This window comes from Anaerostipes hadrus ATCC 29173 = JCM 17467 (genome assembly GCF_030296915.1).
GTDB lineage: Bacteria > Bacillota > Clostridia > Lachnospirales > Lachnospiraceae > Anaerostipes > Anaerostipes hadrus.
Window position 1 is genome coordinate 784549 of record NZ_AP028031.1, and the last position, 25470, is coordinate 810018.

Consider the following 25470-nt stretch of genomic DNA (forward strand, 5'->3'; position numbering starts at 1 on the left):
GGAAATGAAGAAAACATTATATAAATCAAGAAAAGACCGTTTTTTATTTGGTGTATGTGGAGGATTAGCAGAATATTTTGAGGTAGATCCAACTTTGGTACGAATCCTTACAGCAGCATTATGCACAACAGGAACAGGATTGTTGTTATATATTGTGGCAGCTGTTGTCATGCCGGAGCGTGTCGAGTAATTGTCTTTTTCTTGAATCAATCCAAAGAATGTGATAAAATAGACAATCATGTCAAAATTCAGGTCAAATAAGACTTTGATCATGAAGATAAATACACATAAAGAAGAGGAGAAATCATATGAAATTACCAATATTGATCGCAATGGTTCTCTATATGGCAATGGTTATCTGGATTGGTGTCATTTACAGTAAGAAGACAAAGACATCCGAAGACTATTTCCTTGGAGGACGAGGACTTGGACCATGGGTTACTGCAATGAGTGCAGAGGCATCTGATATGAGCAGCTGGCTGTTGATGGGACTTCCTGGACTTGCATACGCAACAGGATTCAGCCAGGCAGGATGGACAGCAATCGGATTGATCCTTGGTACATACTTAAACTGGAAGATCGTGGCAAAGAGATTACGTCATTATACAGAAGTAGCAGATAATGCGATCACAGTGCCAGACTTTTTCAGTAACCGTTTTAAAGATGATAAGAAGATCTTAAGTAGTATTTCTGCAGTCATGATCCTTATTTTCTTTACAGTATACACAGCATCAGGATTTGCTGCATGTGGTACATTATTTAACTCTGTATTTGGATTAAATTATCAGAAGAGTATGATTGTCTGTGCGATCGTTATTGTATTATATACATCCATGGGTGGATTCTTAGCAGCAAGTACAACAGACCTGATTCAGGGATTATTAATGTCATTTGCCATTGTGATCGTACTGATCGTTGGAGTTGTGAATGCAGGTGGAGTAGCGAATGTTATTGCACACGGTCAGGCAATGGAAGGATTCTTTGATGTTATGAAGTACCATGACCCAGCAACAGGAGGTGCAGTATCACAGGGTGTGATCCCAATCTTATCCGGACTTGCATGGGGACTTGGATACTTTGGTATGCCACATATCCTTGTAAGATTCATGGCGATTCGTGACCCACAAGAAGTAAAGAAATCAAGAAATATCGCAATGATCTGGGTATTGATTTCTTTAAGTGTAGCCGTATGTATCGGATTTACAGGAGCAGCACTTTATCCCAATGTAGCAGAATTAGCTGGAAATGGAAATCAGAGAATCTTTATTTATATGACAACACATTTATTTAAAGGACTGATCCCATTATTTATGGCAGGAGTTATTTTATCAGGAATTCTTGCAGCAACAATGAGTACATCTGATTCGCAGCTTTTAATTGCATCATCCTGCGTATCAAAGAACTTATTCCAAGGATTATTTAAGAAAGAAATGTCTGAAGAAAAGGTACTGTTAGTTTCAAGGATCACAACGATCGTGATCGCATTGATCGGTATCTTTATCGCAATGGATGAAAACAGTTCTGTATTCGGACTAGTAGAAAATGCATGGGCAGGATTCGGTGGAGCCTTTGGTCCATTAACACTGTTTGCATTATTCTGGAAACGAACAAACCTAAAAGGAGCGATCGCTGGAATGTTAAGTGGAGGTATCATCGCACTTGTATGGCCAGTGACTCTGGGTAAATTAGGTGGAATTTTTGGAATTTACTGCTTGTTACCAGCATTTATCGTATCTTCTATTCTGATCATTGTAGTTAGTTTATGTACAGAAAAACCTAGTGATGTTATGGTGGAAGAATTTGAAGAAGCAAAAAGCCTCAATGATTAAATTGTGATTTGAATGACGAAAATTATTGGTGGAATATTATAAAAAGAGATCATATGTTTGCAACCCACTCGCGTTCGGACTCCCACGTAGCTGTACTAAGCTCCTGAATGGTCTAATGACCATCCACTCGCTAAGTGCAGACGTGTCCGTACGGTTGCCAACACATGATCTCTTTTTATAATATTCAAATAATTTACGTTATTCAAACCACTACACAGTGTGTATGTTTTACTGTATGGGCATTTATAATAAACATTTGTCTGTTACTAAAAAATTTGAAAACCGATAACGTTCAACATACAATACTTAATTTTATACGAGAATGTCTTCAGGTATTCATAAAAACACAAAGAAAGATAGAGGTACGAAATAGTAGAATTCCATAGGATTTTTTGCAAAATCGCAGCCAACACGGGCACTGTTTGAACGCAGTGAGTTGTGCAGGAGTGTTGGCGGATCAGCGTTTTGCAAAAAATCCGTCAATGGAATTCGTTTTTCGTACCTCTATCTTTCTTTGTGTTTTTATGAATACTCGATACATTTCCGTTATACAACTTAAAATTTCAAAGCACTTTTCTTTTTTGTATACATACCATGATAGTATAAAAGAAGAAAAGGAAAATAGAGATGAATCAATGTTATTGTGATCGATCATCAGGAATGTGTGAGCATGGTCATCGGCATGGTGGAGTGGATTCTATGCCGGTTGCTATGCAGTATGTTCCATGGCAGCATTGGAGCAGGATTTATAGTCCGGAAGAAGGATTACAATGTGGAACGATCTTTCCAGAGTTGAATAAACCATTTTATGGGAAAGGGGCGTGCCGGTAATGAATCAGTATGATAAGAAAAAGTTGTTAAATTATATTGATGCAGTCAGCTTTGCATTGATTGATACGAATCTGTATCTTGATACACACCCAAATGACAAAAAAGCAATGGACCATTTTAATCAATATCAGAAGGCAAGAAAGCAGGCATTAAAAGAATATGCGAGAAATTTTGAACCATTGACGATTGATAGTGCAGATATAGATGATCATTTTACATGGGCAACGGATTCTTGGCCATGGATGAAGAGGGGAGGTTGTTGATATGTGGAATTATGAAAAACGATTGGAGTTTCCGGTAAATATCAAACGAACAGATCCCAAGATGGCACAATTGATCATTACGCAGTATGGTGGTCCAGATGGGGAATTAGGAGCTTCGATGCGGTATTTGTCGCAGCGATTTGCGATGCCATATAAAAATGTTTGTGGGGTGCTAACCGATATAGGTACAGAAGAATTAGCTCACTTGGAAATGATCTGTACGATCGTGCATCAGTTAACTAGAGATCTAACTCCAGAACAGGTGAAAAAATCAGGGTTTGGAGCTTACTATGTAGATCATACAGCAGGTGTATGGCCACAAGCAGCAAGTGGTGTACCGTTTAGCGCAGCGACGTTTCAGTCTGTGGGAGATCCGATTACAGATTTAAGTGAAGACCTTGCTGCAGAACAAAAAGCAAGAACAACGTATGATAATTTGTTAAGGCTTATTGATGATCCAGATGTTAGAGAGCCACTGAAATTCTTACGAGAAAGAGAAATCGTGCATTTCCAGAGATTTGGTGAAGCACTGAGGACTGTACAGGATCATTTGGATTCTAAGAATTTTTATGCGATCAATCCAGCATTTGATCATAGTGGTAATTGTAATAAATAAATATATAAAAACAGTTGGCATAAAAAGTAAAAATTATGTCAGCTGTTTTTTATTTTTTGAAGTAACAAAAAGTTGAAAATATATGACAATCTGTTATAATAAATCAAAAATGAATAGTTCAAATATGAAATAATTAACAAGGAGGGATAAATTCATGAAGATCAATATAGAATTTCCGAGAAAGTTGTTAGAGGTATATAACGATGCATGTAAGCCGTTATGCAAGAAATTAAAATTACCACAGACAGCTTTTGATATTTTAATGTTTTTAGGAAACAATCCACAATACCAGACAGCCAGAGATATCGTAAAGATCAGAAATATCAAAGCAAATCTTATATCGATCAACGTAGAGAAACTTGTGAAAGAAGGTTATTTAAGAAGAGAAGAGATCAAAGGTGATCGAAGAAAAACAAAACTGATTATTACAGAAAAAGCACATCCAGTGATCAAAGAAGGACAGCAGTTACAACAAGGATTTGTAGATCAGTTGTTTGATAATACAACACAAGAAGATAAAAAAATTTTTTTCCATGTAATGAAAAATATGGATAAGAATTTAGATGATATTTTGAAAGGTGGAAACTAAGATGAATATATTATTAACAATCGCAGTAACATTTTTTGCAGGAATGGGAGCCGGGCTTGGAACAGGATTTGCAGGGATGAGTGCAGCAGCTGTAATTAGTCCGATGTTGATCACATTCCTTAAGATGGACCCGTATATGGCAATAGGAATTGCATTGTCCTCTGATGTATTAGCAAGTGCAGTATCAGCTTATATTTATGGAAAAAATAAGAATCTTGATATAAAAAATGGTATCATCATGATGATAAGTGTGTTAACATTTACAGTAGTAGGAAGCTATATTGCAAGCTTACTTCCAGCTGCAACGATGGGAAGCTTTTCTGTATTTATGACATTTTTATTAGGAATTAAATTTATCGTGAGACCAGTTATGACAACCAAAGAAGCCATGCAAGGAGTTTCAGCAAAGAAACGTGCAATTCAGTCAGTGGTCTGTGGGATCATGATCGGATTGATCTGTGGATTTGTTGGTGCAGGTGGTGGAATGATGATGTTGCTCATTTTAACGAGTGTATTAGGATATGAATTAAAAACAGCTGTTGGAACGAGTGTATTTATTATGGCATTTACTGCATTTACAGGAGCTGTTTCTCATTTTATGATTGTTGGAGCACCGGATTGGACAGTATTTATCTTATGTGTTGTATTTACGCTGATCTGGGCAAGGATCGCAGCACGATTTGCCAATAAAGCAACACCAGAGACATTAAATCGTGCGACAGGTGTGATCCTTGTGATCTTAGGGATTGTAGTATTAGGATTTTCTATGCTTTCATAAAGAATATTTACGAAGGAAGGAATTTTTAATGAAGAAAAATCTGGTTGTGATCGAGGAATTAAAAAAACAGGGAAAAGCATTATTAGATGCGAGAAGAGATAACTTTGTCAGACAAAGTCTTTTGTCAGATGAATTTTTGAATTTTATGCAACAAAATAAGAAGCCGTTTGATCTTTTAATGTCATATTATGAATGCGCGATCATGGAAGTGGAAACAAAATTCAGAGTATTAAATCATGAATTATCTTTGGAATATGATAATAATCCGATTGAGAGTATTAAGACAAGAGTCAAATCATACGATAGCATTTTGAAGAAGATCCGAAGAAAAAATATTCCATTAAATCTAAGGGCGATTGAAGATAATTTAAAAGATATTGCCGGGGTCAGAGTTATCTGTTCATTTCCAGATGACATTTATAAATTAGCAGAAAGTTTCTTAAAGCAAGATGATATCACACTGATCGAGCGAAAAGATTATATTAAGAATCCAAAGCCAAGTGGATATCGAAGTCTTCATCTGATCGTACAAGTACCGATCTTTTTACAAAATGAAAAGAAGAGGGTGAATGTTGAAGTGCAATTTCGAACGATCGCTATGGATTTCTGGGCAAGTCTTGACCATAAGATGCGTTATAAGAAAGAGTTGTCTGATGAAGAAGTGGAAATCCTTCAGGAAGAACTTTATGATTGTGCAAGACAAAGTGCAGCACTTGATGAGAGAATGCAGGGAATCAGGGATCGTATTACAAAGAAACAAGAACAGGAAACGATATTGTTAGAAGATAAGAACAGCAAAGACTGGTTATAAAACATAAGTGTGACAAACGTACATATAGGAGATATCATATATCAGGAAATGATCATAGATATCTCCTTTTTTTATTCGTTTCCACATTAATATGGAAGCTAATGTAATTGCAAGAAATAAGATATCAATGGTATTCTAGTTACAGAAAGAAAACGTTAATTAACAGATTAGGGGTGATTGATTTGATTCGTCGACAAATCGAATTATTAAAACTTTTGTCAAAACAAAGGGAATATAAACCCGCATCTTTCTTTAGTAAATCATTAGATGTTTCGACAAAAACGATTTACACAGATATTACTTATCTTCAAAGTGAAGTTGAAAAGTATAAAGTTGATCTGGTCAGAGCTCCAAGAATAGGAATTCGTCTGGAAGGTGAAAAGGAAAACATTCAGCATATGTTAAGAGACCTTCAAAAGGATAATCTGTCTGAAGATGAAAAATATACACCGGAGTATCGCAGATTGTGGATTTTAAAGAAGGTATTGATCGATTGTGAAACAATCACATTGGAATCAGTATCAAAGGAATTTTTAGTAAGTAAAACATCACTGTATCAGGACATTGCAGTGATCAATAAATCAATCGAAAGTCAGTCAGATGTAAAACTGGAAGTTGGAGAATGTGGAATCTGTATTTTAGGAGAAGAAAGCGAGATACAAAATGCAGTGAACAATTATTTGTTATCAGAATCAAAGGAAGAAATGTTTTCTGATTTTACGCACAAACTTGGAAACTTTTTTGAACTTGATGTGATAAAAGCAGTTTCAGATCTTATTTTAAATGATTTTGAAGAACTGACCGAAGTGCTTTCAGAATATTATCTGAAATCTTTATTGGTAACATTGATCATGCAAAGTTCAAGATTGCTCAAAAAGAAACATATGAATGAGGAAACAGAAATTTCTTACAACAATATCCGGCATATGGAGACATACATCGTGGCAAATAGTATTGCGGAACAGCTGAAATACCAGCTTCATATTACATACAGTAATAATGATATGGAATATTTATGCAGACAGTTATATGCCCACAGAGTGACACATCATGTAAAACATATGCGGACAGACTATGAAGAAACGGTAAGAGATGTCATCAAGAGAATGAGTGAGATTCAAAAGCTTGATCTGACAAGGGACAAGAAATTATATGAGTCATTGTTATATCATCTGCCACCGATGATCTTAAGATTGCAAAATAATATTCAGATCGTAAATCCGATGCTTGATAATATCAAACAGGAGTATCCGGAACTTTTTACAACGATGTGGTATGCACTTACACAAATAGAGTTAAGGTATCAGGTAACATTAACAGAAGATGAAGTTTCACTAATCTTATTACATTTTCAAGTGGCATTAGACCAATTTGAACAAGTTGGAAATATTGTTGTTGTATGTACCTATGGAGTTAGTTCTTCTCAGCTCATTTTAAGCAGGGTAAAACAAATACTTCCGGCAAAAGATAATATTACGGTGACAAACACAAAGAAATTAAAAGAGATCGATCTTAGTAAAGTAGATCTGATCATATCATCTGTTGATATTGAGGATCCAGAGATTTCTTATGTGAAGGTAAATCCGCTGCTTACAAAAGATGATTATGCCAATATCCTAGATGCATATACAAAACAGGTATTACTGATCAAAAATAATGTGTGTGATAACCAGAAAAATGGAATTAAAGCACCGACATTGAAAAAATATTTGGAAGGGAAATTTATTTTCCTTAAACAAGATCTTGATAGTAAAGAAAAGTGTCTAGATTTTATTATTGATGTATTAGAAAAAGATAATGCAGTGTATGATGAATTTAGGGAAGCTATTTACAAAAGAGAAAAACTTGGTGTGACATGTTTGGATACAGGTGTGGCACTGCCACATGCAGATCCGCAGACGATTAAAAAATCCAGAATAATCCTATTAACTTTAAAACATCCCGTTGACTGGGGTGGAAATTTAGTATCACTGATCGTTGTAACTGCATTTCCAGAAGAAGAAATGAACCAGATTCGGGATGTGATCACTGAACTCTATCAGCTTATTGGAGAAAAAGAAGATGTAAATGCGTTTATAAGATTCGAAACAATACAAGAAGTTTTAAAAGTATTTCATGAATCATGATATGAAAGGAGAACTTGAATGTATTTTGACCAGAGATTGTGTTTCTTTCATCAAAAAGTGGAAAGTCAGGATCAGTTGTTTCAGATGATGACAGATAAAATGTTAGAAGCAGGATGTGTAAAAGAAAATTACTATGAAGGAATAAGTAACAGAGAAAAAGAATATCCTACAGGATTATTAGTAAATCAGACAGGCTTTGCGATTCCGCATACAGACTCTGAGCGAGTGAATAAATCGCAGATTTGCTTTTTATCATTAGATGAGCCAATTGAATTTGAAGATATGGTGGATAAAAGTCATAAGATTTCAGTGGAATTGGTATTTATGTTAGCAATGGCACAGCCACATGAGCAGGTAAATACATTACAGAATTTGATCGCACTGTTTCAGGATGATGAAAAAGTAGCAAAGTTGAAAGAATGTAACACAGAGAAAGAACTTATGCAGATTTTAAATGCATCAGGAATTGAATAAGCGATAGAGAAAGAGAGAAGAAGAAATGTTAAGTGTATTACAATGGTTTATCGGATTAGGGTCAACGGTATTTTTACCGATCATTATTTTCATATTAGGTATTATTTTTGGAGTAAAACCAGCAAAAGCAGCGATTTCAGGTTTTACAGTTGGAATTGGTAGTATTGGTCTGAATCTGGTCATTGGATTATTATCAGATAACCTTGGAACGGCAATACAGGTAATGGGAGAACATTACGGATTTTCACTAAATATTATGGATATTGGTTGTGGTGTCGGTGGACCGCTGGCATTCTCAACAACATTTGGAATTATATTGATCCCAATGTCATTGATCGTTAATTTATTATTTGTCATGCTTGGGTGGACAAAAACTTTAAATGTAGATATCTGGAACTTCTGGTTTCCATGTTTCCTTGGATTAGTTGCACAGGCAGTTACAGGAAATTTTGTTACAGGAATTTTAGGAGCACTAGTTGCAGTTATGCTTCAGTGGTTATTAGCAGACATTTTCCAGAAGAAAGTTAGTGAATTTTTTGGATATCCAGGAATTGCAATTTCTCATATGATGGCGTTATCAGGAGCATTGATCGCAGTACCATTAAACTGGATTTTTGACAGAATTCCGGGATTTAATAAAATTGAAGCCGACTCAGAAACGATCGCAAAACGTTTTGGATTTTTTGGAGATACAGTTGTTATCGGAATCATCATTGGAATGATCGTAGGATTCTTGGCAAAATATGATTTCGCAAAAGCTGCACAGTTAGGAATGGCAACAGGTGCGGTTATGAAAATCATGCCAAAGATGGTAGCAATGTTTATGGAAGGGTTAATGCCAATTGCAGAAGCTGCCAAAGAATTCGCCAATAAAAGATTAGGTGGAAGAAGTGTAAATATTGGTATGGATGCTGCTCTAACTGTTGGACATTCTACAGTTATGAGTACAAACTTATTAATGGTACCAATTTCTTTAGCATTAGCGATCATCTTACCAGGAAACCAGACCTTACCATTCGGAGATCTTGCATTCTATGCATTTGGAATCTGTCTAATGATCCCAATTTTTAGAGGAAATGTTGTGAGATCTATTGTAGGATGTAGTATTTATATGGTATCTATGCTGTATCTTTCTACATGGCTTGCACCAATCATTACAAATGTATTTAAGATCGCACATTATAATGTTGGAACAAGTGGACAGGTAACATCCGTACTTTGCGGTATCTGGCCAGCGGGATTATTCGCAGTTGCAACAAAATCATTAGGGAATATTGGATTAGCAGTGATTGGAGTTGTCGTGATCGCATTACTAGTATATGTAAATAAAATCAGAGCACAGAAAGAAAATTAGAATCTTTATAAAATAAGATATTTCATAGGAGGTAGTATCATGAAAAAATTATTAATTGTATGTGGAGCAGGACATGCAACATCCACAATTGCGGTAGCAAAAGTCAGTGCATGGTTAGAAAAAGAAGGATACAGCGATAAAGTAAAGATTTATCAGTCTAAGATTGCCGACGAATTAAATAAAATTGATGATTATGATGCGGTGATATCAACAACGATCGTGCCAGATTCTATCAAAGATAAAGTCATTCAGGGATTACCATTATTAAACGGAATGGGAGTAGATCAGGTATACGATCAGTTAAAAACAAGACTTGGATTATAGGAGCAGATCATGGGAGTTTTTTTTGGAGAAGTGACATTAGAAACAGTTAAAGGAAGAGCATCTTATCATGACATTTCTGATGAAATCAGAGAAAATATCAAAAAATCTGAGTTAAAAAATGGATGTGTTGTCATATCAAGTGCGCATACCACATGTTCTCTGTATTTTGACGAATGTATGCATGACACAAATTACTGGGGAGATGAATATCTGCAGGCAGATATTAATGATGTGATGGAAAAAATCGCGCCATCCATGAAAATGGAAAATCAGTATCATAGTCCAGGACCAAAACATATTGAATTTGGATTAAGTCTTGGATCTAAGGATTATCCAGCAGAAAAATGGACAATGCTTAATACAGATGCACATCTGAAATCTTCCATTTTTGGCAGCCCGTCATTAACATTTATTGTAAAAGACGGAGAAATCCAACTTGGAGCTTTGGGAAAAGTCTATTTTGTAGACTGGGATCAGTTAAGAGAACGAACAAGAAAAGTACAGATTATGGTGATGGGAGAATAAAAATGAAAATTATCAGTCCTTCATTATTAAATTCAGATACATATCAGATTAAGGAACAGTTTGAAGCATTAGAAAAATGTGGAATAAACTACATTCATATTGATATTACAGATGGACATTTTGTACCAATGATCTCATTTGGCGCAAATACAGTAAAAGATCTGAGAAAACATACTGATTTTGTACTGGATTGTCATCTGATGGTTGAAAATCCAGAAAATCTGATACCAGTGATTGCAGATGCGGGGGCAGATATCATCACCGTGCATACAGAGGCAACGAAGCATATCTACCGATCTATTCAGACAATCAAAAAGTGTGGAAAAAAAGCCGGAATTGCGATCAATCCCGGAACTCCGGTATCTATGATCAAGGAGATTTTGCCAATGGCTGATCTTGTCCTTTGCATGACCACTAATCCCGGTGTGTTTGGAGAAAGTTTTATTCCATCAGTTGCAGACAAAGTAAAGAATCTTTGTGAATTGAGAGAACAAAAAGGATATTCTTATCAGATTCAGGTAGATGGAAGCATTAATGATCAAACAGCCATTGTGTGTAAAAAGGCAGGCGCAGATATTTTTGTTTCAGGAAGCTATATATTTGGAGGAAATATCGAAGAACGAATTCACAAGATTATGGATGCAGGAGAAGAGATGTGAAAGTAAAAGAAAATTTAGAACATATTTTAAAGGAACTTCAAGACGCAACTTTTAAAATAGAAGAAGAACAGATTGAAAATGTTTTAAAACTGATAGCACCAGACAAAAAGATATTTTTAACTGGAAAAGGAAGATCAGGGTTGGCGGCGAAGGGTTTTGCAAACAGATTGATGCATCTTGGATTTCAGGCGTATGTCATTGGAGAAATTTCAACACCACATACGAAAGCTGGAGATCTATTGATCATAACATCTGGGTCAGGAGAAACAGATGCCTTGGTCAGTATTGCAAAAAAAGCCAAAGAATCTGGATTATATCTTGGACTTGTTACAATGAATCCGCAATCCACACTGGGGAAAATGGCAGATGGGATGATCATACTTCCAGGTGACTCCAAAGGAAATAATGAAGAGAAACATTCGATACAGCCAATGGGAAGTCAGTTTGAACAGATGTCATTTTTAATCTTCGATGCGATCGTATTAAAACTTATGGAAAACTGGAATCAGACATCGGAGCAGATGTTTATGCGGCATGCAGATTTAGAATAATGATATCCATGCGTTGAAAGATGATGTGTGGGAAGAAAATATCCTGTAAGATCAGATAAATTATGTTTGGTCTTACAGGATATTTTTAGATGTCATAATTAAAAGGATATTTCTTAAATTGTAATTTCTGACAGACTGTGATAGAATAGGACAAGTATTAAAAAAAGTATAAAAATTTGTTAAGAAAGTGTTAATGAATTGAGGGTAAAAAATGAATATTATCATTGTTGGGTGTGGTAGAATCGGTTCTACGCTTGTTGAGGAATTAAGTGGCGAGAACCATGACATTTCCATTATTGATGAGAAAGCACATGTTGTACAGAAACTTGCTGAAACACATGATGTATTAGGTGTGATCGGGAATGGAGCAAGTTATAGTATTCTGTCAGACGCAGGAGTTGAGACAGCAGATATCATTATTGCAGTTACGAACTCTGACGAATTGAATCTTTTGTGTTGTCTGATCGCGAAGAAGGCAGGAAGATGTGAGACGGTTGCCAGAGTGAGAAATCCTGTTTATTATGATGAGATCAGTTTCATAAAGGAAGAGATGGGAATTTCTGTTGTGCTGAATCCAGAATTAAGTGCGGCATATGAGATTGCAAGATTACTAAGATTCCCTTCTGCAATGGAAGTGAATAAGTTTTCTAAAGGCAGGATCGAGATGTTAAAATACCGTATCCCACATAATTCTAAATTAGATGGAATGACATTGATCGATGTCAGTAATCAGTTAAATTGTGAGATATTGATCTCTGCGGTAGAGCGTAAGAAAGAATTGATCATTCCAAATGGTTCTTTTCAGTTAAGAGAGAAAGATATAATTTCATTTGTTGGAAGGCCAAACTGTGCAATGGAATTTTTCAGGAAGATTGGGGAAAGAAAGAATCAGGTTCATGAAGCAATGATCATAGGTGGAAGTAAGATTGGATTTTATTTATCAAAATTACTTGTTTCTAGTGGAATTGGTGTAAAACTGATCGATAAAGACAGAGATCAATGTGAGAGATTAAATGAGAGTATTCCAGATGCGATGATCATCCATGGAAATGGAAATGACCATGATATGCTGTTAGAAGAAGGTCTGACGGATGTAGATGCATTTATTGCCCTTACGAATCACGATGAGGAGAATATGTTTCTGTCTCTGTATGCACAGAGCCAGAGTGATGCAAAATTGGTCACAAAGGTACAGAAATTGAATTACGATGCCATGATCGAACGATTAGATCTTGGAAGTATGATCTATCCGGAATATCTGACAGCACAATATATTATTCAGTATGTAAGAGCAAGACAAAATTCCATCGGAAGTAATATTGAGAATCTCTACAAATTAATGGATGGAAGAGCGGAAGCACTGGAATTTCATATTCAGAAAGGTTCTCCAGTCATTGGAAGACCAATTAAAGATCTGTTATTGATTGATAATCTGCTGATCTGCAGCATTTATCGTAAAGGAAAACCAATGATTCCAAATGGTCAAGATCATATGGAAGAAGATGATCTGGTGGTAGTTGTCACAACTAAAAAAGGATTACACGATGTCAAAGACATCTTAAAGAGAGGATAATGGGGGCAGGGTATAATGAATTTTTCAATGATTCGATACGTAATAGGTTTGGTAATGCTCTTTGAGAGTGCATTTTTATCACTTCCTTGTCTGATCGCATTAATCTATCATGAGAAGAAAGGCTTTTCTTTCTGGATCATGCTATTTGTATGTCTGATCATTGGAATTCTTTTTGTTATGAAGAAACCAAAGAAGACAGTTTATTACGCAAAAGAAGGTTTTTTAACAGTTGCGATCAGTTGGATCGTGATGAGTTTTTTTGGAGCACTGCCATTTGTGATCAATGGAGATATTCCATCAGTTGTAGATGCGATGTTTGAAACGGTTTCAGGATTTACTACAACAGGATCAAGTATCTTAACGGATGTAGAAGCATTAGCAAGATGTAGTTTATTCTGGAGGAGTTTTACTCACTGGGTAGGTGGTATGGGTGTATTCGTGTTTGTATTAGCTGTCATGCCATTGGTTGGTGGTCAGAATATTCATCTGATGAGAGCAGAAAGTCCAGGACCATCTGTTGGAAAACTGGTTCCTAAGATTCGAAAAACATCTATGATCTTGTATAAGATTTATATTTTTATGACTATTGTGATGGTAGTATTGTTACTTTTAGGAAAGCTTCCATTATTTGATTCGCTGTTACTTGCATTCGGTACTGCTGGAACTGGCGGATTCTCGATATTGAATTCAGGGTGTGCATCTTACTCACCATACATACAATATTTGATCGCGATCTTTATGATCTTATTTGGAGTAAATTTTAATGTATATTATTTTATTTTGATCAAGAAGTTCAAAGATGCGATCCATTATGAAGAATTAAAATATTACTTATTATTTATTGGTGCATCTGTAGCAATGATCACATATAATATACACAGTTTATTTCCAACGATCGAGCAGGCATTCCGCCATGCACTTTTTCAAGTAGGAACAGTGATCACGACAACCGGATATGCATCAACAGATTTTAATAAATGGCCGGAATTTTCAAAGTTTATTCTGGTAATGCTGATGTTTTCAGGAGCATGTGCCGGAAGTACCGGTGGTGGTATGAAAGTATCAAGATTGGTCATTATGTTAAAGACCGTCAAGAAAGAGCTGCTCTCATACTTACATCCAAGAACGGTACGTAAGGTCAAATTCAACGGAAGAATTGTAGAACATGAAGTTATTCGAGGGATCAATGTTTATATGATCGCATATGCATTTGTACTGATGTTTTCTGTACTGATCATTTCTATTGATAACTTCGATTTTACAAGCAATTTTACGGCAGTTGTTGCAACATTGAATAATATTGGTCCTGGGCTTAATATCGTAGGACCAACTGGAAACTTTTCAATGTATTCGAATCTTTCCAAGATCGTTATGATCTTTGATATGTTAGCGGGAAGACTGGAATTATTTCCAATGTTATTGTTGATCAATCCATATACATGGAAAGAAATAAAAATAAGAAAAAATAAAAAAAATAAGAAAGAGGGCCATAGCATATGAAACGTAATACAGATTTTATGCTTCGTGATATCGCAGGTGAAGTAATTCTTGTACCAACAGGGACTGCAACTCAGCAGTTTAATGGAATGATCACATTAAATGAAGTGGCAGCATTTATTTGGAAGAATTTAGATGAATCGAAGTCAAAAGAAGAATTGGTTGATAAGATCATGGATGAATTTGAAGTAGATGAAGAAACAGCAAGGACAGATGTAGAAGGATTTGTCGGAGCACTTTATGAACATGGACTGGTATTGGATGAATGAGACAGATTGCAAATAACGTTTATATCCCGGTATTGAAAGATCTGGTAGAAGAGGGAAAAGAAGTCAGCATGATGATCAGTGGGAGCAGTATGAATCCGTTTTTGATCCATCAAAGAGACTATATTTTGATGAAGAAGCCAGAAGAAGAATTGAAAGCTGGGGATATGGTGTTTTTTCAGAGAAGAGATGAGGCGTATGTGATGCATCGGATTCATCACATCAACAAGGAGGGAAAGCTGTTTATTATCGGAGATGCACAGGTAGATATGGAAGGACCGATTGACAAAGAACAGGTTTTTGCGATCATTACAAAAGTAAAGCGTAAAGGAAAATGGATCGCACCTGGAGATTTTTGGTGGGAGTTTTTTGAACATATCTGGCTGCATTTGATTCCATTTCGGAGATTTTTGATGAAATTATACGGAATTCGAAGATAAAGGGTGGTAATATTTTACGTATTACCATTCTTTTTTGTTATCAGACATAGATTTTTTTTCCAATTTATAGTATCCTTAAAAATAAAAGATACAAAACAGGAGGAAGATCAATGGGACGTGTATTTAAATTCCATAACGACGTAGATACAGATCAGATCATCGCGTCACAATATTTGTTATTGCCAAATATTGAAGAGATGAAGGTATATACTTTTGAATCAATTGATAAAGATTTTGCCAAGAAGGTAAAAGAAGGAGATATTGTTGTAGCAGGAGAGAACTTTGGATGTGGGTCATCCAGAGAACAGGCGCCAAGTGTACTGAAAGCGTTAGGTGTCAAAGCAGTGGTTGCTAAATCATTTGCGAGAATCTTCTATAGAAACTCTATCAATATCGGATTACCAGTGATCATCAGCAAAGACTTATATGACAAAGTGGAAGACGGAGCTGACATTGATATCAACCTGTCTGAAGGATGGATCAAAACAGAGGATGAAACCCTTCCATGTACCAAGCTGCCACCATATATGCAGAATATCTTAGATCATGGCGGATTGATCAATTTCTTGAATGAAGGGGAGGAATAGGAACATGGGAATGACCATCGGAGAAAAGATTATTGCAAGAGCTGCGAAAGTAGATCAGGTAAAAGCAGGAGAGATCCATACGATTGAAGTTGACCGTTTAATGAGTAATGATGGAACGACACATTTAACAATTGATATGTATCATAACCAGTTAAAACATCCAAAGATCGCGGACAAAGACAAACTGGTATTTATCATGGACCACAATGTGCCTGCGGAGAATCCAAAAACAGCAGCAGCACATAGAAAGATGCGTAATTTTGCAAAAGAGCATGAGATCAAATTATATGAAGGAAAAGGTGTCTGCCATCAGATCATGGTAGAGAATCATGTATGTCCAGGAGAATTTATCATGGGTGCAGACTCCCATACGTGTACATATGGAGCTTTAGGAGCATTTGGTACAGGGATCGGATGTACTGATTTCTTATACGCTATGGTAACAGGACAGTCTTGGGTATTAGTTCCAGACACGATCCGTTTTAACCTGCATGGTAAATTAAGAGAAGGTGTATACGCCAGAGATTTAATGCTTTCTATCATCGGAATGGTTGGAGCAAATGGATGTAACTACAAGATCATGGAATTTGCTGGAGAAGGTGCTCATAACCTTGATATTGATGAACGTTTAGTTCTTTGCAACCTTGCTGTTGAAGCAGGAGCTAAGACTGGAATCGTTGAGCCAGATGAGAAAGTTGTAGAATACGTAGAAAGTCGTGGAAGAAAAGCTGAGAACTTATTCAAGAGCGATGATGATGCGGTATTTGAGAAAGTTTATGATATCAACTTAGACGAGATCAAACCAGTTGTTGCAAGACCTCATCAGATCGATGATGTTGTGGATGCCAAAGAAGTCAAGGATGTGAAGATCGATGAAGCATTCTTAGGATCATGTAACAATGGACGTATCGAAGAATTAAGAGTCGCTGCTGAAATCTTAAAAGGTAAGAAAGTAAGTGACAGCGTAAGATTTTTGATCGCACCAGCTTCCAATGAAGTTTATATGCAGGCATTAGATGAAGGTCTGATCGATATTTTCATGGAATCCGGAGCAATGGTTATGAACTGTAACTGCAGCGTTTGCTGGGGAAGCTGTCAGGGTGTCATCGGGAAAGATGAAGTTTTGATTTCTACAGGAACAAGAAATTTCAAAGGACGTGCCGGACATCCAGATTCTTATGTGTATTTAGGATCCGCAGCGACAGTTACAGCATCAGCGATCGAAGGTAAGATCACAACAGCAGACCAGATTTAAGGAAGAAGGATAGAATAGATATGGAACAGTTTAAAGGAAAGGTTTGGGTGCTTGGAGATGACATTGATACAGACATCATCATCCCAACAGAATATCTGGCACTCCCAACCGTAGAAGATATGAAACAGTATGGATTTTCTCCACTTCGTCCAGAATTAGCAGGACAGATCGGTGAAGGAGATATTATCGTAGCAGGAAGCAACTTTGGATGCGGTTCTTCAAGAGAACAGGCACCAGAGATTATCAAAGCATTAAAAGTTAAATGCGTCATTGCTAAATCATTTGCACGTATTTTCTTTCGTAATTCCATCAATAATGGATTACTGTTAATTGAGAATGACAAGATTCAGGATGCAGTTAAAGAAGGCGATGAGATTGAAGTTACTTTAGGAGAGAAGATCACATATAATGGTACAGATTATGAGATCCATTCCCTTCCAGATAACTTGATGGAGATCATCAACGCTGGTGGATTAGTAGAAGCTATGAAGAAAAGAAATGGGGTGAAATAAAGATATGGGACAGACAATGATTGAAAAGATCATCAGCAGAAACGTTGGTGTTGACAGTGTAAAACCAGGACAGATCCAGACAGTAAATGTAGACCGTGTTATGATCCATGATATCTTTATTCCATTCGTAGCGGAGAAATTCGAAGAAATGGGATTTACAAAGTTATGGGACCCAGACAAAGTTGTATTGATCTATGACCATATGGTACCAGCAAGTACAACAGACGATATCAGACATTTCAAGATCGGTGATGCATTTGCCAAGAAATATGGCATGAAAAATGTTCACAGAAGTGATGGGATCTGCCATCAGTTAATGACAGAATGTGGATATGCGAAACCTGGGAATATCGTATTCGGAACAGATTCTCATACAACAACTTATGGTTGTGTTGGATGTTTCTCTTCAGGAATCGGTTATACAGAGATGGCAGCGATCCTTGGAACAGGAGAGATGTGGGTAAGAGTTCCAGAGACGATCAAAGTAGTCATTGATGGAAAACTTCCTGAAAATGTAAGTTCTAAAGATATTATCTTACGATTGATCGGAGATTTAACAGCAGCTGGAGCTACTTATAAAGCATTAGAATTCTCTGGAAGCACAGTTGATGAGATGAGTGTTGCAGCCAGAATGACAATGTCAAATATGGCAATCGAAGCAGGAGCGAAAGCAGCACTTTTCGCACCGGATGAAAAGACAGCTGAATATTCTAAGGTAGATTTAGCTGATGTTGATTGGTTATATGGAGATGAAGATGCTGAGTATTGCCAGACAATCACATATAAAGCAGAAGATTTAGTACCAGTAGTGGCATGTCCATCACAGGTAGATAAGATCAGAGCTGTCAAAGAAGTCGAAGGAACAGAGCTTGATCAGGTATTTATCGGATCTTGTACAAATGGAAGATTAGAAGATCTGAAAGTGGCAGCAGAGATCTTAAAAGGAAAGAAAGTTGCTGATTATGTAAAATTGATCGTAACACCAGCTAGTAGAAAGATTTATAAACAGGCAGTGGATGCTGGATACATGAAGATTTTGGCAGAAGCCGGAGCAATCATCACGCATCCAGGATGTGGATTATGTTGTGGACGTGCAGGCGGGATCATGACAGATGGAGAACGTGTTCTTGCAACAAACAACCGTAACTTCTTAGGAAGAATGGGAACGTCAAAAGTAGAAATCTACTTAGGATCACCTAAGACAGCAGCTGCATCAGCAATCGCAGGTAAGATCGTAGAAGCATAAAGTGAACATATGAGGTAAAGATCCTCATAAATATAAAGAAAAAGTACATTGGGGGTCATTAGGACTCCCATTTACTATGTAGATGGAGTTTTTTATGACAAACTTATTAATATCATTATTTATTAAACACAAAGAAAATGTAAAGGATGCAAAAGTAAGAAATGCTTATGGAAAGATGGCAGGGATTGTAGGAATCTGTTGTAACATCTTCTTATTTGCAACCAAATTTTTCGCAGGAATCATCACAGGAGCAATCTCTATCACAGCAGATGCGTTTAACAATTTATCTGACGCAGCATCTTCTATTATCACACTTGTCGGATTTGGAATGGCTGGAAAACCAGCAGATGAAGATCATCCATTCGGACATGGAAGGATGGAATATGTATCAGGACTTGTTGTATCTATCCTGATCTTGATGATGGGAGTGGAATTATTTAAAACATCAGTAGAAAAAGTGATTCATCCAGAGGTGATCACAGAACAATGGATTTCTTATGTAATATTAGTGATCTCGATCGCATTAAAATTTTGGATGTATATGTTTAACAAAGGAATCGGATGGAGAATTCATTCTGAAACGATGAAAGCGACAGCAGCGGATAGTTTAAATGATTGTATTTCAACAGCAGCAGTTGTTGGAGGAATGCTTGTATTCCATTATTTCCATTTAAATGTTGATGGAATTGTTGGAATCTTTGTTGCATGTTTTGTACTCTGGGGTGGTTATGAATCAATCAAAGATACTATGAACCCACTATTAGGAGAATCCCCAGATCCAGAATTGATCGCTAAGATCACAGAGACTGTATTAAATCATAAGATGGTCATCGGAGTTCATGATATCGTTGTTCACGACTATGGTCCAGGAAGAAGAATTGTCTCTTTGCATGCAGAAGTTCCATACAATAAAGACATGATGGAAGTACATGATCTGATGGATCATATTGAAATGCGTTTGATGGAAGAATATCACTGCGAAGCAACAATCCATATGGATCCTGTAGTGACGGATGATGAGGAAGTGAATGAGACAAGAAAAGAAGTTTTTAATATTGTTAAGAAATATGACAAGACACTGTCAGTTCATGACTTTCGAATGGTCAAAGGTCCGACACATACGAATGTGATCTTTGATCTTGTGATTCCTTATGGGAAAGATTATGAGCCAGAGAAGATCGTGAAGGATCTTAAGAAGAAGATTAAAGACGAGATGCAGGGGAAACATTATGCAGTGATTCGTGTAGACAGATTCTGATTTGTAGGTAGGCTTACGCGTATGTGACAGAAGATGAAAGGGCTTAAACAAGCACCGATTTGTCAAATTGCAGTGATTTCACTGTGTGTGGCTTTTTATAGTCTTGGTTATGTGCGTGGAAAGCATGATGCCAAGATAGAGAAATAACCGCCCATTGACCTGACAAGTTATGTGAGCGGTTATTCAATCGTTTATATCAGGCAAACCGTCATCGGTAGCACCTTTTCTATTATTATAGTAACATTTATATATTTTTATGTCAATTAAGATGATTAAAAATATAAGTGTGTGTTAGTATATATAAGATCAATGTGACTGGACAGCATCTTAATCTTTCTCTAAAAGCTGAGCAATAATCGAATTAGGAAGCACATCTTTCAAAACATCCAGACAAGAAAAATCAGTCCTGCTATTTGGCAGGGCTTTTTTCGTAATACGAAAGCCCATCTTCTGATACATACAAACAGCCTTATAAGCCCAAGTATGTGTATGAAGAAAAATAAAATCAGCATCCGGTTCTACAACAAGAAAACGAGACAAAGCAAACAAAACAATTGCCTTCCCAAGCCCCTTCCTCTGTTCTTTAGGAGAAGTAGACACCCAATGAATCAAAGGAAACCGAATATCGCCATTTGTCTTAAACCAAGCACTCGTCGTAGCAACAATCTCTCCCTCAGGATTCACAATAAAACAAACCCGGTCAGCTAAAAGTTCTTCATGAGTTAAAAAAGTTTTAGCAAAATAAGCAGAAGCATCCTCAAAACAATCAAACTCTCCAACCAACACTTCAAGCTTCGCCCAAGCAATCTCATCCCCAGATTCAAACATCTTATAAGAATATCCATCAGGCAAAACAGGAATCTTAAGATCCTCTAAATCCTCAAAAGGCAGACACATCACAATATCTTTATAAACAAGAGACTTATCAAGCATAAACAAAAACCCCCATAAAATTAAAAATAACAATAAATTGATTAATTAGAGTATACAAGCTATTGAATGAAAAGTCACGGAGTATAAATTAAACAGAAAGTACTTTCTACGAATCTAATTTTGATAGTGATGGAGGGAAGTCTAAAAAAATTATTAGACACCGATTTAGCGAGATATTTGGAAAATCTTTTATCTTAATTCTTACAAGATTAAAATGAGAGAATTTCAGTTTTCGATTATCCTGAAAATGTAAAGCAATATAGTAAAACATACATACTGTGAAATTTGATTTATTGGATTTAATACCTGTAAACTTTAGGTATCTTAGGAAAACGAAATAAAAGAATAGAAGATCCAGAACCATTGAAATTTTGCCGTTATTTTGATCGGTTCGCAGCAAATTTGGTGCATTGTTTGAACTCGCGTAGCGAGTGAGTTATGCAAGGAAAATTTGCGAATCAGCGACCGGTCAAAATGGCGAGCAAAATTTCTGGTCTGGATCTTCTATTCTTTTATTTCGTTTTCCTAAGATACAGAAAGACTACAGCTATTACACCAGCAAATTAAAATTCCTCTTGACACTTCCCTTACGTCACCCTTTATGATAACGTATAGAGAGAAAACCAAGGAGGAATCTAAATGACAAAAGATGGATACTATACATCCGGTGAATTTGCAAAAAAAGCCAATGTAACACTAAGAACGATCCGCTACTATGACCGTCAAGGCATCTTAAAGCCAAGTAAAGTTGCAGACAATGGATATCGTCTTTATACAGATGCCGATTTTGCCAAATTACAAAAAATCTTGTCATTAAAATACCTCGGATTTTCTTTGGAAGAGATCATGACGATGACGATCAACGATGAAGATCAGGATTTCATTAAAGAGTCTATCGGCTTACAGTTATACCTTGTACAAAAAAAGATGGAACACTTAAAACTGGTAGAGCAATCCTTAGAAGAGATGGAACAAAAGATGGATAATGAAGAAGAAATCGACTGGACACAGATGATGAATCTTCTTCACGTAACCAATCTGGAAAAAGGATTGGTAGAACAATATAAGAATGCATCAAATCTTGATATCCGTATCGGACTTCATCAAAAATATTCACAAAATCCACAACCATGGTTTGAATGGATCTATGAGCAGTTAAACTTAAAAGAAAAAGACAAAGTATTAGAACTAGGATGTGGAACAGGGGAACTATGGAAGAATAAAAATCTTCCAAAAAATGTCCATGTTACTTTATCCGACCAGTCACAAGGTATGGTAAAAGATGCCAGGAACTATGTCGGAGAGGGAAAAGGACAGATTTCTTATCAGATGATCGACTGTAGACAGATTCCAAAAGAAGATCACAGTTTCGATAAAGTGATCGCAAACCATGTATTATTTTATCTGGATGACCGACAACAAGTATTTAACGAAATCAAAAGAGTTCTAAAACAAAATGGAACATTTATCTGCAGTACCTATGGAAGCAGTCATATGCAGGAAATTACCCAGCTGATCAAAGATTTTGATGAAAGGATCACGCTTTCTGATCACAAATTATATGATGTCTTTGGTCTGGAAAATGGAGAAGAACAATTAAAAAAAGTATTTTCACAAGTAAAAGAAATTGACTATGAGGATGAATTGTTAGTCGATCAGCCAGAACCACTGATCTCCTATATTTTATCCTGTCACGGAAATCAGCATGAATATTTAAATCATCGTTATTTAGAATTTAAAGACTTTGTAAGAAAGAAGATGGCAGCCAAAGGAGTGATCAAGATCACAAAATCTGCCGGGATTTTTATATGTAAACCATAAAGGAGGAGTTATGAGAGTTTTTGTCACAGGAGTCAAAGGACAGCTTGGTTATGACGTAATGAACGAACTAGAAAAACAGGGGCTTGAAGGAATTGGTGTGGATATTGATGAAATGGATATCACAGATGCCGATCAGGTAAATAAAGTGATCAAAGAAGCAGCACCAGATGCAGTGATCCACTGTGCAGCATACACAGCCGTTGATGCTGCAGAAGATAACGAAGAAATCTGCAGAAAAGTTAATGCACAGGGAACAGAAAATATCGCAAAAGTCTGTGAAGAATTAGATATCAAAATGATGTATATCAGCACAGACTATGTATTTAACGGGCAGGGTGAGCGACCTTGGGAACCAGATGATAAGAGAGAACCTCTTAATGTCTATGGACAGACAAAATATGAAGGGGAACTTGCTATCGAAGAACATGTAAAGAAATTTTTTACAGTCCGTATCGCCTGGGTATTTGGAGTGAATGGAAAGAACTTTATCAAAACAATGTTAAACTTAGGAAAGACACACGATCATTTAACCGTTGTCAATGACCAGACAGGGTCACCAACATACACATATGATCTTGCAAGATTGTTAGTGGATATGATCCAGACAGACAAATATGGAAGATATCATGCAACAAATGAAGGAATTTGCACATGGTATGAATTTGCCTGTGAAATCTTCAAACAGGCAGGGATGAACGTATCCGTTGCACCAGTCAGCAGTGACGAATATCCTGCGAAGGCAAAACGTCCATCTAACAGCAGAATGGATAAGAGCAAGCTGACAGCCAATGGATTTACACCATTACCAACATGGCAGGATGCATTAAGCAGATATTTAAAAGAGATTGAATATTAAAATAAAAAGGAGAACAATCATGGGAAAAATTACAGTAACACCTTGCGATATTGAAGGACTTTATGTTATTGAACCAACAGTATTTAAAGATGAAAGAGGATATTTCGTAGAAACATATAACCAGAACGACATGAAAGAAGCAGGACTTGATATGGTATTCGTACAGGATAACCAGTCTATGTCTACAAGAGGCGTACTTCGTGGATTACATTTCCAGAAACAGTTTCCACAGGGAAAATTAGTACGAGTTGTGCGAGGAAAAGTATTTGACGTAGCTGTAGACTTAAGATCTGATTCCAAAACTTATGGAAAATGGTTCGGTGTAGAATTATCAGCAGAAAATATGAAACAGTTCTATATTCCGGAAGGATTTGCACATGGTTTCTTAGTATTATCTGATGAAGCAGAATTCTGCTACAAATGTACAGATTTCTATCATCCAGGAGACGAAGGCGGTCTTGCATGGAATGATCCAGAAATCGGAGTTGAATGGCCATTAGAAGAAGGCGTTGACTTGATCATTTCTGAAAAAGACCAAAAATGGAAAGGTTTAAAAGACACATTTAAGTTTTAATTATTACCCAGAGGGAGAAAGGGAACACAAATGAAGGGAATTATTCTTGCCGGAGGTTCCGGTACCAGACTGTACCCATTAACCATGGTAACATCCAAACAGTTACTGCCAATTTATGATAAACCAATGATCTATTATCCATTATCTGTATTAATGAATGCAGGAATCCGTGATATTCTTATCATTTCCACACCAAGTGATACGCCAAGATTTGAGTCTTTGTTAGGAGACGGACATCAGTTTGGAGTGAACTTATCTTATGCAGTGCAGCCATCACCAGACGGACTTGCACAGGCATTTATCATTGGAGAAGATTTTATCGGAGATGACAGTGTAGCTATGGTCCTTGGAGATAACATTTTCCACGGACATGGATTGAAGAAACGCCTGTTACGTGCCGCAAATAAAAAAGAAGGAGCAACTGTTTTCGGATACTATGTAGATGATCCAGAACGCTTCGGAATCGTTGAATTTGATTCTGATGGAAAAGCCATTTCCATTGAGGAAAAACCAGAAAAGCCAAAATCAAACTACTGTGTCACAGGATTATACTTCTACGATAACAATGTCGTAAAATATGCAAAAGAATTAAAACCATCTGCCAGAGGAGAATTAGAGATTACAGATTTAAATAAGATCTATCTGGAAAAAGGTGAGTTAGATGTTGAATTACTTGGACAGGGATTTACATGGTTAGATACAGGAACACATGAATCCTTAGTGGAAGCAACAAACTTTGTAAAAACAGTCGAAACACATCAGCACAGAAAGATCGCCTGCTTAGAAGAGATCGCATATTTAAATCACTGGATCACAAAGGACCAGTTATTAACAGATATCGAACCATTAAAGAAAAACCAGTATGGACAGTATTTAATGGACGTTATGGCAGGAAAATTTTTAGATAAATAAGGAGAATAGC

Annotated in this window: 29 protein-coding genes; 28 read left to right on the forward strand and 1 reads right to left on the reverse strand. The window is 36.5% G+C overall.

The window, feature by feature from the left end:
* The first annotated feature begins 4 nt into the window (after nucleotides 1-4).
* The 24 genes from QUE18_RS03715 to QUE18_RS03830 all read left to right on the forward strand — a co-directional run bounded on the left by QUE18_RS03715 (nucleotide 5) and on the right by QUE18_RS03830 (nucleotide 20364).
* Nucleotides 5-190 carry a PspC domain-containing protein gene (locus QUE18_RS03715; RefSeq protein ID WP_022091893.1) on the forward strand — a complete coding sequence of 62 codons (186 nt, stop codon included), beginning with the start codon at nucleotides 5-7 and terminating at the stop codon, nucleotides 188-190.
* Between the two features lie 118 nt (nucleotides 191-308).
* The gene (gene putP / locus QUE18_RS03720; RefSeq protein ID WP_009202990.1) at nucleotides 309-1829 is read left to right on the forward strand and encodes a sodium/proline symporter PutP; all 1521 of its coding nucleotides are present in this window, start codon (nucleotides 309-311) and stop codon (nucleotides 1827-1829) included.
* A gap of 627 nt (nucleotides 1830-2456) precedes the next feature.
* Entirely contained in the window at nucleotides 2457-2660 is a 204-nt protein-coding gene (locus QUE18_RS03725; protein ID WP_009265376.1) for a spore coat associated protein CotJA, read from the forward strand.
* Complete coding sequence (locus QUE18_RS03730) at nucleotides 2660-2923, forward strand: spore coat protein CotJB (protein WP_008392075.1); 264 nt, start codon at nucleotides 2660-2662, stop codon at nucleotides 2921-2923. Before QUE18_RS03725 ends, QUE18_RS03730 begins: the two co-directional genes overlap by 1 nt.
* A 1-nt stretch (nucleotide 2924) precedes the next feature.
* Entirely contained in the window at nucleotides 2925-3539 is a 615-nt protein-coding gene (locus QUE18_RS03735; protein ID WP_009204199.1) for a manganese catalase family protein, read from the forward strand.
* A 154-nt stretch (nucleotides 3540-3693) separates the two neighbouring features.
* Nucleotides 3694-4128 (forward strand): MarR family winged helix-turn-helix transcriptional regulator, encoded by a 435-nt coding sequence (locus QUE18_RS03740; protein WP_009204198.1) that lies wholly within the window; start codon nucleotides 3694-3696, stop codon nucleotides 4126-4128.
* Between the two features lies 1 nt (nucleotide 4129).
* Nucleotides 4130-4906 carry a sulfite exporter TauE/SafE family protein gene (locus QUE18_RS03745; RefSeq protein ID WP_040344442.1) on the forward strand — a complete coding sequence of 259 codons (777 nt, stop codon included), beginning with the start codon at nucleotides 4130-4132 and terminating at the stop codon, nucleotides 4904-4906.
* A 28-nt stretch (nucleotides 4907-4934) separates the two neighbouring features.
* Complete coding sequence (locus tag QUE18_RS03750) at nucleotides 4935-5717, forward strand: GTP pyrophosphokinase (protein WP_009204196.1); 783 nt, start codon at nucleotides 4935-4937, stop codon at nucleotides 5715-5717.
* Between the two features lie 173 nt (nucleotides 5718-5890).
* The gene (locus QUE18_RS03755) at nucleotides 5891-7843 is read left to right on the forward strand and encodes a BglG family transcription antiterminator (protein WP_009204195.1); all 1953 of its coding nucleotides are present in this window, start codon (nucleotides 5891-5893) and stop codon (nucleotides 7841-7843) included.
* 18 nt (nucleotides 7844-7861) lie between these two features.
* Entirely contained in the window at nucleotides 7862-8317 is a 456-nt protein-coding gene (locus QUE18_RS03760) for a PTS sugar transporter subunit IIA (RefSeq protein ID WP_008392085.1), read from the forward strand.
* A 25-nt stretch (nucleotides 8318-8342) separates the two neighbouring features.
* Nucleotides 8343-9671 (forward strand): PTS galactitol transporter subunit IIC, encoded by a 1329-nt coding sequence (locus QUE18_RS03765; RefSeq protein WP_008392087.1) that lies wholly within the window; start codon nucleotides 8343-8345, stop codon nucleotides 9669-9671.
* A 39-nt stretch (nucleotides 9672-9710) separates the two neighbouring features.
* A complete protein-coding gene (locus QUE18_RS03770; protein ID WP_008392088.1) occupies nucleotides 9711-9995 on the forward strand; it encodes a PTS sugar transporter subunit IIB in 285 nt (94 codons plus the stop codon).
* A 9-nt stretch (nucleotides 9996-10004) separates the two neighbouring features.
* A complete protein-coding gene (locus QUE18_RS03775) occupies nucleotides 10005-10520 on the forward strand; it encodes a YjbQ family protein (protein ID WP_008392089.1) in 516 nt (171 codons plus the stop codon).
* A 2-nt stretch (nucleotides 10521-10522) separates the two neighbouring features.
* Nucleotides 10523-11179: a ribulose-phosphate 3-epimerase gene (gene rpe, locus QUE18_RS03780; protein ID WP_008392090.1), complete on the forward strand. Its 657-nt coding sequence runs from the start codon at nucleotides 10523-10525 to the stop codon at nucleotides 11177-11179.
* Nucleotides 11176-11730, forward strand: a complete 555-nt coding sequence (gene hxlB, locus QUE18_RS03785) for a 6-phospho-3-hexuloisomerase (RefSeq protein WP_008392091.1) — start codon at nucleotides 11176-11178, stop codon at nucleotides 11728-11730. Before rpe ends, hxlB begins: the two co-directional genes overlap by 4 nt.
* Nucleotides 11731-11941: 211 nt before the next feature.
* Nucleotides 11942-13303, forward strand: coding sequence for a Trk system potassium transporter TrkA (gene trkA / locus QUE18_RS03790; protein ID WP_009204194.1), 1362 nt, complete (start codon nucleotides 11942-11944; stop codon nucleotides 13301-13303).
* A 15-nt stretch (nucleotides 13304-13318) separates the two neighbouring features.
* Entirely contained in the window at nucleotides 13319-14803 is a 1485-nt protein-coding gene (locus QUE18_RS03795; protein WP_008392093.1) for a TrkH family potassium uptake protein, read from the forward strand.
* Entirely contained in the window at nucleotides 14800-15069 is a 270-nt protein-coding gene (locus QUE18_RS03800) for a PqqD family protein (protein WP_009204193.1), read from the forward strand. Before QUE18_RS03795 ends, QUE18_RS03800 begins: the two co-directional genes overlap by 4 nt.
* A complete protein-coding gene (locus tag QUE18_RS03805) occupies nucleotides 15066-15506 on the forward strand; it encodes a S24/S26 family peptidase (RefSeq protein ID WP_008392095.1) in 441 nt (146 codons plus the stop codon). Before QUE18_RS03800 ends, QUE18_RS03805 begins: the two co-directional genes overlap by 4 nt.
* A 110-nt stretch (nucleotides 15507-15616) precedes the next feature.
* Entirely contained in the window at nucleotides 15617-16093 is a 477-nt protein-coding gene (locus QUE18_RS03810) for a LeuD/DmdB family oxidoreductase small subunit (RefSeq protein ID WP_009204192.1), read from the forward strand.
* Between the two features lie 4 nt (nucleotides 16094-16097).
* A complete protein-coding gene (locus tag QUE18_RS03815) occupies nucleotides 16098-17348 on the forward strand; it encodes a 3-isopropylmalate dehydratase large subunit (RefSeq protein ID WP_040344440.1) in 1251 nt (416 codons plus the stop codon).
* 20 nt (nucleotides 17349-17368) lie between these two features.
* A complete protein-coding gene (locus QUE18_RS03820) occupies nucleotides 17369-17860 on the forward strand; it encodes a LeuD/DmdB family oxidoreductase small subunit (RefSeq protein WP_008392101.1) in 492 nt (163 codons plus the stop codon).
* A gap of 4 nt (nucleotides 17861-17864) precedes the next feature.
* Nucleotides 17865-19106, forward strand: a complete 1242-nt coding sequence (locus QUE18_RS03825; RefSeq protein ID WP_009204190.1) for a 3-isopropylmalate dehydratase large subunit — start codon at nucleotides 17865-17867, stop codon at nucleotides 19104-19106.
* 94 nt (nucleotides 19107-19200) lie between these two features.
* A complete protein-coding gene (locus QUE18_RS03830; RefSeq protein WP_040344438.1) occupies nucleotides 19201-20364 on the forward strand; it encodes a cation diffusion facilitator family transporter in 1164 nt (387 codons plus the stop codon).
* A gap of 327 nt (nucleotides 20365-20691) precedes the next feature.
* Here QUE18_RS03830 and QUE18_RS03835 read toward each other — a convergent pair whose 3' ends face one another.
* Nucleotides 20692-21297 (reverse strand): GNAT family N-acetyltransferase, encoded by a 606-nt coding sequence (locus QUE18_RS03835; protein ID WP_009204188.1) that lies wholly within the window; start codon nucleotides 21295-21297, stop codon nucleotides 20692-20694.
* Nucleotides 21298-21936: 639 nt separating this feature from the next.
* On the opposite strand from QUE18_RS03835, the gene QUE18_RS03840 reads away from it, so the two are divergent.
* The 4 genes from QUE18_RS03840 to rfbA are packed head-to-tail and all read left to right on the forward strand — an operon-like array spanning nucleotide 21937 to nucleotide 25460.
* Nucleotides 21937-23118, forward strand: a complete 1182-nt coding sequence (locus QUE18_RS03840) for a MerR family transcriptional regulator (protein WP_009204187.1) — start codon at nucleotides 21937-21939, stop codon at nucleotides 23116-23118.
* 10 nt (nucleotides 23119-23128) lie between these two features.
* Complete coding sequence (rfbD, locus tag QUE18_RS03845; RefSeq protein ID WP_008392107.1) at nucleotides 23129-23974, forward strand: dTDP-4-dehydrorhamnose reductase; 846 nt, start codon at nucleotides 23129-23131, stop codon at nucleotides 23972-23974.
* A 19-nt stretch (nucleotides 23975-23993) separates the two neighbouring features.
* Nucleotides 23994-24548 (forward strand): dTDP-4-dehydrorhamnose 3,5-epimerase, encoded by a 555-nt coding sequence (gene rfbC, locus QUE18_RS03850; RefSeq protein ID WP_009265363.1) that lies wholly within the window; start codon nucleotides 23994-23996, stop codon nucleotides 24546-24548.
* 30 nt (nucleotides 24549-24578) lie between these two features.
* Nucleotides 24579-25460, forward strand: coding sequence for a glucose-1-phosphate thymidylyltransferase RfbA (gene rfbA / locus QUE18_RS03855; protein ID WP_008392109.1), 882 nt, complete (start codon nucleotides 24579-24581; stop codon nucleotides 25458-25460).
* The last annotated feature ends 10 nt before the right edge of the window (nucleotides 25461-25470 follow it).